11 protein-coding genes are annotated in these 15065 nt (G+C 43.7%); 5 read left to right on the top strand and 6 right to left on the bottom strand.

Going from position 1 to position 15065, the window contains the following annotated elements; genetic code table 11:
- The first annotated feature begins 174 nt into the window (after positions 1-174).
- From nhaA to fabV, 4 genes are all read left to right on the top strand, one after another.
- A complete protein-coding gene (gene nhaA / locus R7E00_RS13155; protein ID WP_005378034.1) occupies positions 175-1326 on the top strand; it encodes a Na+/H+ antiporter NhaA in 1152 nt (383 codons plus the stop codon).
- A 717-nt stretch (positions 1327-2043) separates the two neighbouring features.
- On the top strand, positions 2044-2679 hold the full coding sequence (locus tag R7E00_RS13150) for a TetR/AcrR family transcriptional regulator (protein WP_005378033.1): 636 nt from the start codon (positions 2044-2046) through the stop codon (positions 2677-2679).
- A 71-nt stretch (positions 2680-2750) separates the two neighbouring features.
- Positions 2751-5033: an acyl-CoA dehydrogenase gene (locus R7E00_RS13145; RefSeq protein ID WP_017634878.1), complete on the top strand. Its 2283-nt coding sequence runs from the start codon at positions 2751-2753 to the stop codon at positions 5031-5033.
- Positions 5034-5207: 174 nt separating this feature from the next.
- Positions 5208-6410, top strand: coding sequence for an enoyl-ACP reductase FabV (gene fabV / locus R7E00_RS13140; RefSeq protein WP_005388648.1), 1203 nt, complete (start codon positions 5208-5210; stop codon positions 6408-6410).
- 78 nt (positions 6411-6488) lie between these two features.
- Here the strand turns inward: fabV and R7E00_RS13135 are convergent, their stop codons facing one another.
- Together R7E00_RS13135 and R7E00_RS13130 are read right to left on the bottom strand one after the other, a co-directional pair.
- Positions 6489-8171 carry an aspartate:alanine antiporter gene (locus tag R7E00_RS13135; RefSeq protein ID WP_005378028.1) on the bottom strand — a complete coding sequence of 561 codons (1683 nt, stop codon included), beginning with the start codon at positions 8169-8171 and terminating at the stop codon, positions 6489-6491.
- 175 nt (positions 8172-8346) lie between these two features.
- Entirely contained in the window at positions 8347-8613 is a 267-nt protein-coding gene (locus R7E00_RS13130; RefSeq protein WP_005378026.1) for a GrxA family glutaredoxin, read from the bottom strand.
- Between the two features lie 377 nt (positions 8614-8990).
- Here R7E00_RS13130 and R7E00_RS13125 point away from each other — a divergent pair, with 377 nt between their 5' ends.
- Positions 8991-10235: an iron-containing alcohol dehydrogenase gene (locus tag R7E00_RS13125; RefSeq protein ID WP_017820842.1), complete on the top strand. Its 1245-nt coding sequence runs from the start codon at positions 8991-8993 to the stop codon at positions 10233-10235.
- 76 nt (positions 10236-10311) lie between these two features.
- On the opposite strand, the gene R7E00_RS13120 is transcribed toward R7E00_RS13125, so the two are convergent.
- The 4 genes from R7E00_RS13120 to R7E00_RS13105 all read right to left on the bottom strand — a co-directional run bounded on the left by R7E00_RS13120 (position 10312) and on the right by R7E00_RS13105 (position 14962).
- Positions 10312-11166: a MurR/RpiR family transcriptional regulator gene (locus tag R7E00_RS13120; protein WP_005378021.1), complete on the bottom strand. Its 855-nt coding sequence runs from the start codon at positions 11164-11166 to the stop codon at positions 10312-10314.
- Positions 11167-11477: 311 nt separating this feature from the next.
- Positions 11478-13124 carry a pyridoxal-dependent aspartate 1-decarboxylase PanP gene (gene panP / locus R7E00_RS13115; RefSeq protein ID WP_262606119.1) on the bottom strand — a complete coding sequence of 549 codons (1647 nt, stop codon included), beginning with the start codon at positions 13122-13124 and terminating at the stop codon, positions 11478-11480.
- Positions 13125-13335: 211 nt separating this feature from the next.
- Positions 13336-13848, bottom strand: a complete 513-nt coding sequence (locus R7E00_RS13110; RefSeq protein ID WP_213907851.1) for a hypothetical protein — start codon at positions 13846-13848, stop codon at positions 13336-13338.
- 208 nt (positions 13849-14056) lie between these two features.
- On the bottom strand, positions 14057-14962 hold the full coding sequence (locus R7E00_RS13105) for a lysine exporter LysO family protein (protein ID WP_213907853.1): 906 nt from the start codon (positions 14960-14962) through the stop codon (positions 14057-14059).
- Between the last annotated feature and the right edge of the window lie 103 nt (positions 14963-15065).

The following is a 15065-nucleotide window of genomic DNA, read 5'->3' as shown; positions in this document are numbered from 1 at the left end:
TCTCCGATCAAAATTGAGTGTCATGTTGGAAAATACGATGTATAGTAAACTTAACATCGAAAAAACCGAAGTTTATACTCTGAAGAAGCGATTATTCTAAAGTTTTCGACAGCTATACACTCTTATCACTCTTTGTTAATCGTTTATTAAGATAATAAATATAAGGACGAAACCATGAACGATGTCATTCGTGACTTTTTCAAAATGGAATCAGCAGGTGGTATTCTTCTCGTAATTGCAGCGGCAATTGCGATGACCATTGCTAACTCACCGCTGGGCGAAACTTATCAATCTGTACTGCATACTTATGTATTCGGTATGTCAGTTTCTCACTGGATTAATGACGGCCTAATGGCTGTTTTCTTCTTACTTATTGGCCTTGAAGTGAAGCGAGAGCTACTTGAAGGAGCGCTAAAATCAAAAGAAACCGCAATTTTCCCTGCGATTGCAGCGGTTGGTGGTATGTTAGCCCCTGCTCTTATTTACGTTGCGTTTAATGCTAACGACCCAGAGGCGGTTTCTGGCTGGGCCATTCCAGCTGCGACGGATATTGCATTTGCTCTAGGTATCATGGCGCTACTAGGTAAGCGCGTACCAGTAAGCCTTAAAGTGTTTTTGTTAGCTCTCGCTATCATCGACGATTTAGGCGTGGTTGTTATTATTGCACTGTTTTACACAGGTGATCTTTCTAGCATGGCGCTGCTTGTTGGCTTCATCATGACTGGTGTCCTGTTCATGTTGAATGCGAAGGAAGTAACGAAACTGACGCCATACATGATAGTCGGCGCGATCTTATGGTTTGCGGTACTTAAATCTGGCGTTCACGCAACACTTGCAGGCGTAGTGATCGGCTTTGCTATTCCTCTTAAGGGTAAACAGGGCGAACATTCCCCACTTAAGCACATGGAGCACGCACTTCATCCATACGTGGCATTTGGTATCTTACCTCTATTCGCATTTGCAAATGCGGGGATTTCGCTAGAAGGCGTATCGATGTCAGGCCTAACTTCAATGCTGCCATTAGGTATTGCTTTGGGGCTACTGGTTGGTAAGCCTCTAGGTATCTTCACCTTTAGTTGGGCAGCTGTGAAAATGGGTGTAGCTAAGTTACCGGAAGGCATTAACTTCAAGCATATCTTTGCGGTCTCTGTGTTGTGTGGTATCGGTTTTACAATGTCTATATTCATTTCCTCTTTAGCGTTTGGAAATGTAAGCCCTGAGTTTGATACCTATGCTCGACTAGGCATCTTAATGGGCTCGACGACAGCCGCGTTACTTGGCTACGCGTTACTGCACTTTTCTTTGCCTAAGAAAGCGCAAGCGTAAGATACACACTGTTTAGTAAAGCCTCCCATTCGGGAGGCTTTTTTATGTCTGCAGATCGGCACATCAACCACTTCAGGGTGGTTACTTTTGTGACCAACTAAGGTCTAGCTTATGGAGTTGGGGCAAATCATCGAAAGAGGCGCTTGGTAAATCTATAGGCGAAAAAAAGCCCAGCCGAAAATTTGACTGGGCGGATACAAACATAGGAGTTAATAAGAAAAAAGCAGCAACGTAACAATTAGATGGAAACAAGTTTGACGGCCAGTGAAACTTCAAATGCCCTAACTGTTACGTATATTCAGACCGAGCCTTTTCCAAACAGTTCCATTTTTTTTCAAAAAATTTCTACTTAATGCTTTCTAGCTTCTTACACATCCGAAAGTAATAGAAAAATCGAGATGGATTACCAACTTGGCGAAGTTACTAACTTCTGTGTTTTTCATTTTATCTCCCCTAGAACCGAAGATGTATTTCATACTCTCTTCGCTCACTCCGAGCCGCCAACGCTATTGTTAGCGTTTCAATTGCGCTGGTCTGAGAAACTTGATCGTTTTCTTCTGACAAGCTTCACTGGAGTATTCGATTGAATTTCAAAAGATTAGATCACACCTTTTACTGTCTGGTCAGACCAATTGGTTAAAGTGTGATGTTAATCATTTGTTAATCTTAAGTTTCGGGAGTATATTTTCAAACAGTTGTTTAATACGAGTGATTAAAATGGCCCCGAGAACATCAACAAAAGAAAAAATACTCGATGTCGCAGAAGGACTCTTTGCTGAACATGGCTTTAATGATACTTCGCTAAGAACGATAACAGGTAAAGCTAACGTTAACTTAGCATCGGTAAACTATCACTTTGGCGATAAAAAAACGCTGGTTAGAGCGGTTTTAGATAGGTATTTAGAAGCACTAATGCCGAGCATTAAGACTTCATTAATTGAGCTAAACACGCGCGATAGCTACAACATGGACGATGTCTTTGAGTCATTGCGATTACCTTTACGTACATTAAATGATGTACGCCCAAATGGTACTGCGCTATTTATGTTGTTAATTGGCCGCGGTTATACAGACGTTCAAGGTCATCTACGCTGGTTCATTACCACCAGATACGAAGAGGTACTGAACCTTTTCACTTTCTCGATAATGAAGGCGAACCCGGAACTATGTGAAGAACAGTTGTTTTGGCGACTGCACTTCACGTTAGGAACCTGTGTATTTACGATGGCTTCAAGCCAAGCTCTTTCGGAGCTGGCAGAAAGTAAGTTTGAAAAGGAAGTCGATGTGAAATCTGTCGTCGATTTACTGATTCCATATTTGTCAGCAGGAATGTCAGCAAAGCAGTTGGCATAAGACAAATAAGAAAGTTAAACCAATAATAAGATTATACCCCGATCGGTTACGTGAACAAAAGGATCTGAACTATGAGCTCTCTACGAAGAAAATGGATTAGTGACCCGGCTTTTAAAGTGTTCAAAAAAGTATTGCCACCTCTGTCTAGCACCGAGAAAGAGGCGATGGAAGCGGGTAGTGTATGGTGGGATGCCGAACTATTCTCAGGCAAGCCAAACTTCACAACATTGCATCATTATCCAACGCCTACACTGACGGCAGAAGAGCAGTCATTTATGGATAATGAGCTTGAAACCCTGCTAGAAATGCTTGATGACCAGAAGATTGTCAAAGAAGACAGGGATTTACCGCCTGAAGTATGGGAGTACCTACGTAAAGAGCGATTTTTCTCTTTGATCATCTCGAAAGCATATGGTGGTCGTGAATTTTCCGCTTTGGCGAACTCAACCATTGTTTCTCGTATTGCGACTCGAAGTATCAGTACCGCGGTATCGGTAATGGTACCAAACTCTCTTGGTCCTGGTGAGCTGCTATCGCACTATGGTACGCAAGAGCAAAAAGATTACTGGTTGCCTCGTTTAGCTGATGGTACAGACATCCCTTGTTTCGCCCTAACTGGCCCTGAAGCGGGTTCTGATGCAGGTGGCATACCTGATCAAGGCGTGGTTTGTTACGGCACCCATGAAGGCAAAGAAGTGCTTGGCGTGCGAGTTAGTTGGAATAAACGCTACATCACGCTTGCGCCAGTTGCGACAGTGCTCGGGTTAGCATTTAAACTGCAGGATCCTGAAGGGCTACTTGGTGACAAGAAAGAGGTTGGCATTACATGTGCGTTGATTCCCGCTGACCATGAAGGTGTCGAGATAGGCGAGCGCCATGATCCTCTGGGGTCTGCGTTCATGAATGGTCCTACTCGTGGTGAAGATGTCTTCATCCCTATGGACTGGTTGATCGGTGGCGCTGATTACGCAGGTAAAGGTTGGCGTATGCTGGTTGAGTGTCTTTCTGCGGGGCGTGGTATCTCTCTCCCAGCGCTTGGCACAGCGATTGGTCACCTTACTACACGTACAACAGGTGCTTATGCTTACGTGCGTAAACAGTTTGGAATGTCGATCGGTAAGTTTGAAGGCGTCGCAGAAGCGATGGGGCGCATTGGTGGTCTTACTTACCTACTAGAAGCGACGCGTACGCTAACGACGACTTCTCTCGATATGAAAGAAAAACCTGGGATTGTAACCGCGATTGCCAAGTACCACATGACGGAAATCGCGCGTACCATTCTAAATGATTCGTTTGATATCCACGCGGGTCGTGCGATTCAAGATGGTCCAATGAACTATCTTGCTAAACATTACCTTGGTATCCCGGTTGCTATCACCGTTGAAGGCGCGAATATTCTGACTCGTAACCTGATGATTTTTGGTCAAGGTGCGACTCGATGCCACCCATATGTTCTAAAAGAAATGGAAGCCGCGGCGAATCCAGATTCTGAACAAGGTGCGAAAGAATTTGACAACTTACTCTTTAAACACATCAAGCACGCGCTCGGTAATACATTCGGTGCATTTGGTGCAGCACTAACTGGTTCTCGATTTGTTAACGCGCACATGAGTGGCCCAACGCAGCAATACTACAAAGACATTACTCGTCTCAGTCGTGCACTTGCAGTAAGTGCAGACTTTGCGATGTTAACCTTAGGTGGAGACTTGAAGCGTAAAGAAATGATCTCCGCACGTTTGGGTGATGGATTAAGCTATCTATACATGGCATCTGCTGCCTTGAAAAAGTATGAAGATGAAGGCCGTCAACAAGGCGATCTAGACTTCGTTCATTACGCTGTTCAACACTGTTTGTATAACGCTTCTAAGTCATTAAATGAGGCTTACACCAACTTCCCTGTGAAATACGTTGGCGGTGTGCTTAAGGGGCTATTGTTCCCGCTTGGTAATCATTTCAATAAGCCAAGTGATGAGCTGTGTGTGAATTTGGCTGAAGCGATGATGACGCCAGGCGCGCAACGTGATCGCCTCACGCATCTGTGCTACATCGGAAAATCAGAGGATGACAGCGTAGGCTTAATGGAGAATGCATTCCTTGCAATGTACGACATTAAACCTTTGGAGCGTAAACTTATGAAGGCTGCGAAGGATGGTAAAGTGGCTCGTAAAGGTCTGCTACATGATCGTTTGCAGCAAGCATTTGAAGCAGGCGTGTTAACTGAACAAGAAATTGATCAAATCATGGCTGCAGATAAATTGCGCTACAAGGCGATTCAAGTTGACCACTTTAGTCATGACTTTTCTGAAGTGCGAACTCATAGCCCAAAAAAGTCGCAGTTGAATCCGGCGGCATAATAGACAACTAATGTTAAGAAAAGCACCTCAATGAGGTGCTTTTTTGTATTCTTGGGGAGTGGATGGTGGGATAGTGCTCCAACCACTTGCCTTTTAAGAGCATTTTTACAGAAATTAGATGCGAAATCCCAACGAAACTTTTATCCTAACAAGGTTTTTTAAAGGAAGTTGAATATGATCATCAAACCTAGAATTCGTGGATTTATCTGTACTACAACGCACCCTGTTGGTTGTGAAGCTAACGTAAAAGAACAAATTGCGTACACCAAAGCGCAAGGTCCAATCAAAAACGCACCTAAGCGTGTTCTTGTTGTTGGTGCATCAAGTGGCTACGGTCTATCTTCTCGTATCGCTGCGGCATTTGGTGGCGGTGCATCAACTATCGGTGTTTTCTTCGAAAAAGAAGGTACTGAGAAGAAGCCAGGTACAGCAGGTTTTTACAATGCCGCTGCTTTTGAAAAGCTAGCGCGTGAAGAAGGTCTGTACGCAAAAAGCTTAAACGGCGACGCTTTCTCAAATGAAGCGAAACAGAAAACTATCGAGCTGATCAAAGAAGACTTAGGTCAAATCGATATGGTGGTTTACTCACTGGCATCTCCAGTACGTAAAATGCCAGAAACTGGTGAATTAGTTCGTTCATCTCTTAAACCTATCGGTGAAACTTACACATCAACGGCTGTTGATACCAACAAAGATGTGATCATCGAAGCTAGCGTTGAGCCTGCAACAGAAGAAGAAATCAAAGACACTGTCACGGTAATGGGCGGTGAAGATTGGGAACTTTGGATCAATGCGTTGTCTGATGCTGGTGTTCTTGCTGAAGGTTGTAAGACCGTCGCGTACAGCTACATTGGTACTGAGCTAACTTGGCCAATTTATTGGGATGGTGCACTAGGTAAAGCAAAAATGGACCTAGACCGTGCAGCGAAAGCGCTAAACGACAAGTTAGCAGCAACAGGCGGCAGTGCCAATGTTGCGGTACTTAAATCTGTTGTAACTCAGGCGAGTTCTGCAATTCCTGTTATGCCACTGTACATCGCAATGGTATTCAAGAAAATGCGCGAAGAAGGTGTACACGAAGGCTGTATGGAACAAATCTACCGTATGTTCAGCCAACGTCTATACAAAGAAGACGGTAGCGCGGCAGAAGTTGATGAGATGAACCGCCTACGTCTGGATGACTGGGAACTTCGTGACGACATTCAGCAGCACTGTCGTGAGCTATGGCCTCAAATTACGACTGAGAACCTAAAAGAGCTGACTGACTACGTTGAGTACAAAGAAGAGTTCTTGAAACTATTTGGTTTCGGCGTTGAAGGCGTAGATTACGAAGCGGATGTGAATCCAGCAGTTGAAGCAGACTTCATTCAAATCTAATCGAATCACAGACTAGATAACCAATAAACAAAAGGCGCTCATTGAGCGCCTTTTTGTATTTCATAGTCAAAGTGAGTATTAACTTAGTATTATCAGAATCGTACCAGCTAGCGTCATTAAAATATTCGCAATCGCATAGGTACCCGCATAACCAAGGGCAGGGATGGTGGACTTAGCGTAGTCGTTAACGACATCCATAGCCGGAGCGCAAGTACGGGCGCCAATAATGGCACCGAAGAGCAGGGCACGGTTCATCTTGAGTACGTGTGCGCCAACTAAGTAAGCCAGAACTACAGGCACAACACTGACAATAAATGCCAAACCAATGACTTTTGGTCCTACTTGCGTTAGGTGCTCGAACATCTTTCCACCTGCACTTAGACCAATTCCGACCATAAAGAACATTAACCCTAGATCTTTGACCATATTCAGCGCCCCTTGTGGGACATAACCGAAAGTAGGGTGATTTGCTCGTAAGAAACCAAGCGTAATACCGGACAACAGAAGACCCACCGCATTACCCAAACTGAAAGACACCTGACCGAACGTCATTGTGATGAGGCCAAACAGAATACCCAAAATAAAGAAGCTACAAAAAGCGAGCAAATCGGCCATTTGACTGTGGATCGAGATGAAACCGATTTTTTCCGCCAGTCCATGTACTCGGCTTTTCTCGCCGCTCACTTGAAGGACGTCCCCTTTAGCGAGCACAATGTCTAAGTCCATAGGCATTTCAATCTGAGCGCGAACTACGCGGTTTAAGAAACAGCCAAACTCAGACAAATTCAAATCCGATAAACGCTTACCAGCGATTGCGTCACTTTTTACGACGATTTCTTCTTCAACGATGCGTAAATCAAGCAAGTTACGGTCGAATACTTCTTTACCATTACGGAAGCTAGGGTCTAATCGAGCATGGCTGTCAGGGAAGCCAACCAATGCAATTTCATCTCCCTCTTGCAAGATAGCATCACCATCTGGGTGGGCGAGAATACCATTGCGGCGGATTCGTTCAATGTAACAGCCAGTTTGACGATAAATCCCCAGTTCTCGTAAGTTTTTACCATCAGTCCAGTCAATTAGCTCTGGGCCCACTCGGTAAGCTCGAATAATGGGTAAATACACTTTTCTCTGGCTTGAATTTCCAAGGCCACGCTCTTGTGCGATTTGCTGCGCGGAATCAGAAAGGTTTTGTTTTTGCAGTTTTGGCAACAATTTAGCAAACATGATCATGCTAATTAAGCCGACCAGATAAGCCATCGCGTAGCCTACGGATAGATTTTCTAATACCAGAGAAAATTCCATATTCCGCGGTATAGTCGCAAGGCCAGAGTTAAGAGCATCTTGTGCACCAACCAGTACTGGCGTTGCGGTCAATGCGCCTGCCATCATACCGGCGGATAAGCCAAAATCGAGGCCGAAATAGTGACTCAAACCATACGTTAAGCTGACCGCAGACACGAGAACAGTCATGCTTAAAATAAAATAATGCTTACCATCTCTGAAGAATATACCAAAAAAGTTTGGTCCAGCTTCAATGCCAACGCAGTAGATAAACAGCATAAAGCCAATGGTTAAAGCTTCTGCATTAAATGAGAAACCAAGGTGGCCCATAACCAAAGAGGTAATAAGAACGCCAATAGAGTTGCCTAATTGTAATTTGCCAAATCGAATTTTTCCGATGGCAAGGCCAATGGCTAATACGACGAAGATTAGAAGGATAGGGTTTTGTTCGAGAAGGTATACGACGTCTATGTTCACTGTGTGGCTCGGTAGAGTGTGTGCCAAAAAAGATTAAGAACTGTGAATTGTAACTAAATATAGCAAAAAGATAAGTGAATTTTTTTAGGTTTTACCATTAGTTGACTTAACGTAATAACCAGCTGAAAAATAATAAAAAAGCCGCATGAAGCGGCTTTTTTGAAAACAGTCTTTATTACTCGTCAAATAGACCTAGGTGCTCTTTCGCGTATGCTTCGAATTCGTCGCAGCCACCGATGTGCTCTTGGTCGATAAAGATCTGAGGAACGGTTTCAACTGGTTTACCAACTGTTTTCTCAAGATCTGCTTTAGAAATACCCTCAGCGTGAATATCAACGTAACGGTAGTTGAAGTCATCACGTTTTGCTTTTAGCGTTTCTGCGTGCTCTTTTGCACGAACACAGAAAGGACATGCAGGGCGACCAAAGATAACAACGAACATAATCTTATTTCTCCTAAATCTATTCTTTTTTGAAAGCGTACAAAACATAGCGGCTGAGTGCGCTTTCTTTTGTTGGAGTAACTATGCCCGATCCAGATACGGAAATAAAGCGGCAATTACCTCTTGGTTCTATAGGTGAAATCTATCGAATAAAAACTAAACGCGCGTGCTTATTTTACGGCTCTGAAGTATGTGAAGTGACGCATAAAAAACATACATTCTAAAGGGTTAATGATGGCAAGGTGGAATTGGTCAATTTTTTTTGTTTAAAAAAATAGCAATCTATTTTGGCTATACGCAAATAACTTCAACTCTTACATAAGTGTTAAATCAGAGGGCGAGAGGTTATTTGGGTATATTCTTTTGGGAGGGTGTGTATGTTTCAGTTTATGACTGCAACAAGGATTATATTTGGTGAAGGTGCACTTCAATCTTCATTGTCCGTTATTAACCAATTTGGCTACAGTGTTTTGCTGGTTACTGGGCAGGATACCCAACGAGCCGCCCCCATTATCCAATATCTTAAAGCTCAAAATATGCGTTACCAGCACGTAGCTATCGTTGGTGAACCATACATCACGATGGTAGAAGAGACCGCAGTGCTCGGTAGAAAATTCCAACCTGATATGGTGGTTGCGATAGGTGGTGGCAGCGTCATCGATATGGGCAAAGCCTTAGCTGCCATTATTCCCAATCAAGGCAATGTTTACGATTACGTAGAAGTGGTAGGAAGAAGCGTCCCTTTAAAAGCAAAGCCTCTTCATTTTATTGCAATTCCTACGACAGCAAGCACCGGTTCAGAAGTGACCAGAAATGCTGTGCTGAAATCTGGACAAGATAAAGTGAAAGTGAGTCTTCGAAGCCCTGATATGCTCGCAGACGTTGCCATTGTAGACCCGACACTTACTTACGGGACCGACCAATACACATCTGGACGTGGCGCAATGGATGCGTTCACTCATTTAATGGAAGCGTATGTGTGTGGTGAGCCAAACCCTCTTACTGATATGGTCTGCGAAGAGGGGCTACGCCGTTTAAGCCGTTCAGTGATTGCCGCTTGTAAGCAAGATAATCATAAGGCGCGCTCTGATTTATCGTTCGCTGCATTGCTTGGTGGTATGGCGATTACTAATGCCAAATTAGGTGCTGCTCATGGGTTAGCATCGGCGTTAGGAGGCAAGTTAGACGCCCCCCATAGCGTTATTACGGCTCGCCTAGCTCCGCACGTGATGCAGGAGAACATTAACGCTGCTAAACTCGCGGGTAGGAATGATGTGATAAGTCGTTATCGTAAGCTGGCCCAATTAGTCACTGAGCGAGTAAATGCTAACGAACACGATGGAATTCTTTGGGTAAATATGGTGCTAGATAAGTTAGCGTTACCGCTACTGGCTCAATTTGGAGTATGCCAAACCTCTTTTGAGCAAGTGGCGAATGATGCGCTTAAATCAATGGCAATCAAAGGGAATCCTTTACCTCTTAATCAGGAACGTTTGATACACATATTGCAGCAAGTCTGTGATTGTAGCGGAGAGTGCGCAGCAGAGAGTGCACAACATGTCAGTTCTGTTGAAGTACTGGAATCAAGAACGGACTTATCGAGTGTCAACGACTTAGGGTGATTGCTCCCTTAGCAGCATTAAAACAAAAGGGGAGCCTTGAGCTCCCCTAGATAAAGTATTGACTAAGCTTTAGTGCTTAGTACTGGCTTAGTTTGTCATAGCGACTGTCTTTCAACGCATCTTTTACGCGTTTTAGGTTCTCACGGAAACCTGTACCACGGCGAAGAGTGAAGCCAGTTGCTAGCACATCAATCACTGTCATTTGTACAACTCGGCTTGCCATTGGCATGTAAACGTCGGTATCTTCTGGAATATCGAGCGTGATGGCCAGCGAGCTTGCCTTTTCTAGAGGAGAATCCTTCGCTGTAATCGCAATAACCGTTGCGCCATTTTCACGAGCAAGGTTCGCTATTTCTACCTGACTCTTTGTTCGACCGGTATGAGAAATAAGAACCACAACATCATTATCACTGCAGTTGATACAACTCATGCGCTGCATAACAATATCTTCAAAACAAGTAATTGGAATATTAAAGCGAATAAACTTGTTTTGTGCGTCTCGGGCAACAGAAGATGATGCACCAAGGCCAAAGAATGAAATGCGCTTCGCTTGCGTTAGCAAATCGACCGCACGGTTCACTTGCATTGGATCTAGGCTATTTTTCGCGACATCTAAACACGCCATCGTCGATTCGAAAATCTTATGGGTGTACGCGTCTGGGCCATCGTCTTCTTCCACATTACGGTTAACGTAAGGGGTGCCGTTGGCTAGGCTCTGTGCCAAGTGAAGCTTAAAATCTGGAAAGCCCTTGGTGTCCAGACGACGACAGAAGCGGTTTACAGTGGGCTCACTAACGTCGGCCATTTTAGCCAGCGTTGCAATGCTTGAATGAATTGCAGTTTGTGGAGACGCCATAATTACTTCCGCAACTTTGCGCTCTGACTTACTGAAATTCTCCAGGTTTTTTTGAATTTTTTCTAATGTATTCATAGTGTTCACGAGGGTATAGAGAACAACTCGCTGGCTCTGCTAACGAAAGGAAATACGAAGATTCCGGAGTAGAGTGGGGCGTTAACGAAAACAACCAGCGCCATAGAATCAGTATAAACCTGATCTTCAATCAGTCTAAACCAATAACGGGTACTATTTAGTGAGAATTTGACAGGCCTCAAACAAAATGTTGTAAAAACTACAGAATTGGATGTGTAAACGAAGTTTTGTTGCGCTAGTCGCGCGATAATGATGTTTGAGTTACATCAAAACGAAAAAAAATTTCAAATTGATGTAACTCGATCTTGCTGTTAAGACGATTGAATATCAACAACCAGCTGTTGAATTCTTTTCATCAAATTTGGTGCTTGCTTGGCGATTTCGCGTTGTTCATCAAGCACTGAGCTCAAAATTTCTTTTGTGGTCAGTGGATTTGCCAAAACCACTCGAAACACTATCGTATTCATGCGTTGCCATTGGTCTGGGTTCAGTCTTGTACGTGAAACGAACGATTTGCCCGTTTCGCGCTGACGCTTTTGAATAAACTGTGTTAACTCATTGATCAGCTCATTCAGTTGTTCTTTTTGTGAGCCTTCTGCTTGTGCTAATGCTTCACGGATGAATGGCGGCAAATAACGGTATGTGAGCAGACAAAGCTCTGGTTCAGAAACTAACTCGAAATCATCTTGCTGTTTGATTAAATCCGCAAAGTATCGAGCTTTTTCAATGCTTTGGTCAATCAGAAGCTCGTAACCTGGGCGACTTATGATGTGCATTGCGGCGTAGACCAACATCGCCATCCCCGAACGTGAACCTTCTAATGTATGGCTGCCTAGGTCTTTTGAACCTTTGCGCAATATATATTGAGCGTGATGCTCTATGGATTTCATTGCGTCAGGGTCTTTGAACAGAACCATACCAGCGCCCATCGGGATGTAGAGCTGCTTGTGCGCATCAATAGTTACTGAGTCTGCCATTTCCACACCTTTAAGAAGGTGACGGTGATGGTTAGACATAAGTGTTGCGCCACCCCATGCGGCATCCACATGGAAGTGACAGCTGTGAGCTTGGCAGACTTCAGCGATTTCAGGCAATGGATCAACATTACCTGTCTCTGTTGTGCCAGCCACACCAATAACAGCAATAGGCTTGATATTTTGTTTTTCGAGCTCAACAATTTTCGCTTTCAGGTCGTTGACAATAATACGGTTGTTGGCATCGGTTTTAACCGCAACCAAGCCCTCTTGGCCTAGCCCTAATACATCGGCTGCTTTCTTAAGGGAGTAGTGACCACGCTCAGACACTAGCACCGCTAAGCCATCATAGCCATAGTGCTTCATGGCTTTAAAAAAGCCTTCCTTCTCAACGCCTTTAAATGAGCCATTGGCTCTTAACGCTTTGTTACGTGCTACCCAAAGCGCAGTGATATTGGCAATGGTGCCGCCGGAACAAAATGCGCCTAATGAGTGGTTTGCACTGTGCATCCACTGATTGTAAAAAGTATCATTCTGACCATATATCAAGCGATGCAGCATACCCAAAACTTGACGCTCAAGTGGCGTAAAGGCTTTGGAAGTCTCTATTTTTACCAGGTTTTGGTTTAAGGCGATCATGATCTTTGACAGTGGCATCAAGAAATAAGGCAGTGCCGATGTCATATGACCAATGAAGCTTGGTGAAGATGTGTGAACTGAGTGCGACACCAAAGTGTCGAGTAAGTGCTCTGTATGATCTGACACGAACTCTGGCTGCTCAGGAATCTGAGCAGAAGAAAAGTCTTTTTCGATTTCGCGTAAAGGCTTTTCTTCTGCCACGATGTGTTCACGAAGAAATTGATTTAGATTTCGCGAGAGGCTCTCGTCAATTTTAGTTAACGTTGAGTCCGGACCTTCTGGGACAGTGAAGATCTTTAGCAAGCTCTCAAAGCTAACATCAGCGGTTTTTTGTTCCTTAACCATAGCAAAGAATCTTTGTAGTTATTTTGGTAATGCGAGCGGCACAATCTAAACTAAAACGGGCGCAAAGTCCCGTTTTAATTGTTGAAACCCAAGTTGTAGAAATGAAAATTTTAGGTGAAGGTTACGATATTCACATTAAAAAATTCTAGATTGAGTACGTTAAAACACTCTGATGTTATCGAATGCTAATCAACGACTAATGCGAGCAATCTTAGTCACATTTCTGCTTTTCAATCTTTTCTATTGACTGATTGTACTTATTAAGTGCGGTATCAATTTGTTGGGGATGACTAAGCAGATCAGCGAATGCTGAACGAAGCTCGTAGTTTTTTGGATGGTTAGTTGATTGACGGTCGCTAAATGTCTGTTTTGCAACTTCACCTAACTTATCGCTTCGGGTCGCTAACTGCTTAACGTCATGTTGCTCTAGTTTTAACCATGCTTCGATTGGCTGTTCCGTCGCAACGCGGCTAGGGTCCTTCTCTAGAAAGTAGTGAACCGCTTCGCGGTTTAATTCAAAGTGATGTTTACGTCCATCCAAGAACCATTGGCTAACTTCTTTCAGATCTGGATATTGGGTAACCGTCAAATCAACAAGATCTTGATACCACTGTAGTGAGGCATCGACGTAGCCATCATATTTGCTAGCAAGACATTGTTGATCTGCGGCAAGCGTAAAAGTTGAGCTTGTAGCGAGGAGCGCTGCAACGACAAAGCGTTTCATTCTTCTTCCTTCTGGTTGTTATCCCTTTATTAACGCAATGCACATCAGTTGATGTTTCTCCCTTCTTTCTATTTGGTCGTGACAAATCGTTGGGCTGAATGACGAAAAGAAAGAGGGGTCTTGCCAAAAAATATTGACCACTTTGACGTTAACTGGGTATTTAAATTTTTGCCGTATTGTAATGGATGTTAAAGCGAAAACCTGAGATCTAGCTAGCAAGTGATACAAAGAAAAGCATCATAACTGGTACCAATAAACTCAAAATAAAGCCGCTAACGATAGCAACAGGAACACAACGCACACCACCGGTAGTTTGAATAACGGGTAGGGTGAAGTCCATTGCTGTTGCACCGGCATAACCAATTGCGGTGCACGGATAGCTACGAATAAAGAGAGGAATGGCAACCAGTGCGACTAGCTCTCTCATCAATTCAATCAAGAACGACGCGCCACCAAATACCGGACCAAAAGCGTCACCCATTAAAATACCTGCGAGGGAATACCAGCCAAAACCTGAAGCCATTGCGAGTGCTTTATAAAGAGGAAGATCCAAAAGCACCGCTGCAAGAACGCCACCAAGCATACATGTTGCGATGACAACAGCCGCAATGGCCATTCCTTGTTTATTTAATAGGATTTGACGCAGAGTAAGTCCACTATTACGCAGCTGAATACCAATAAAAAATAGAAGTAGAAAGAGTATCCATTCGCTTGCTGTATCTACCCAACTCAAATCAATGGGTAACAGCAGGCCAACCACTAACCCTCCGCCAACGACCACGATAAGCTTAACTGACTCTAAAGCCATCGAAGATAACGGTAGCTTCTTTTGATTCTGATTGGTCTGGAGTGGAATAATTTTATCAATAATAGGCAGAGCCAACAGGTTGCAGGCACTTAGACACAAAAAAAACGTACTCGCATAGAGGAGAATACTTTGTAAGTTGCTGCTTAAATTATCGAGCGCCGCCAAACTAAGACCCATCAACGACAAAATGACGTAAATAAGGTAGGACGTTGACTGATTGATCTTCTCCAATAACGAAGATCGAGATATAGGAATTAGATACCCCACCACAAGCGGAGCGAAAATAAATAGCATCCCTGAAAACATAAAGCTCAATGATTCCTTTTTGAGATAACATCAACACGCATAAATCAAATTATCTATCGGTTGAAATTAGAGACATTTCACCACATACAGCTCAGCCTTGAGC

It is taken from the genome of Vibrio sp. Vb1755 (genome assembly GCF_033338635.1).
Taxonomy (GTDB): domain Bacteria; phylum Pseudomonadota; class Gammaproteobacteria; order Enterobacterales; family Vibrionaceae; genus Vibrio; species Vibrio alginolyticus.
The sequence above is the reverse complement of the archived record's forward strand: the minus strand, read 5'-3'. Positions and strand labels throughout refer to the sequence as shown.

What these genes read in the sequence shown, in the direction of transcription:
- nhaA (WP_005378034.1), top strand. Translation starts at nt 175, where the DNA reads ATGAACGATGTCATTCGTGACTTTTTCAAAATGGAATCAGCAGGTGGT.
- R7E00_RS13150 (WP_005378033.1), top strand. Translation starts at nt 2,044, where the DNA reads ATGGCCCCGAGAACATCAACAAAAGAAAAAATACTCGATGTCGCAGAA.
- R7E00_RS13145 (WP_017634878.1), top strand. Translation starts at nt 2,751, where the DNA reads ATGAGCTCTCTACGAAGAAAATGGATTAGTGACCCGGCTTTTAAAGTG.
- fabV (WP_005388648.1), top strand. Translation starts at nt 5,208, where the DNA reads ATGATCATCAAACCTAGAATTCGTGGATTTATCTGTACTACAACGCAC.
- R7E00_RS13130 (WP_005378026.1), bottom strand. Translation starts at nt 8,613, where the DNA reads ATGTTCGTTGTTATCTTTGGTCGCCCTGCATGTCCTTTCTGTGTTCGT.
- R7E00_RS13125 (WP_017820842.1), top strand. Translation starts at nt 8,991, where the DNA reads ATGTTTCAGTTTATGACTGCAACAAGGATTATATTTGGTGAAGGTGCA.
- R7E00_RS13120 (WP_005378021.1), bottom strand. Translation starts at nt 11,166, where the DNA reads ATGAATACATTAGAAAAAATTCAAAAAAACCTGGAGAATTTCAGTAAG.
- panP (WP_262606119.1), bottom strand. Translation starts at nt 13,124, where the DNA reads ATGGTTAAGGAACAAAAAACCGCTGATGTTAGCTTTGAGAGCTTGCTA.
- R7E00_RS13110 (WP_213907851.1), bottom strand. Translation starts at nt 13,848, where the DNA reads ATGAAACGCTTTGTCGTTGCAGCGCTCCTCGCTACAAGCTCAACTTTT.
- R7E00_RS13105 (WP_213907853.1), bottom strand. Translation starts at nt 14,962, where the DNA reads ATGTTTTCAGGGATGCTATTTATTTTCGCTCCGCTTGTGGTGGGGTAT.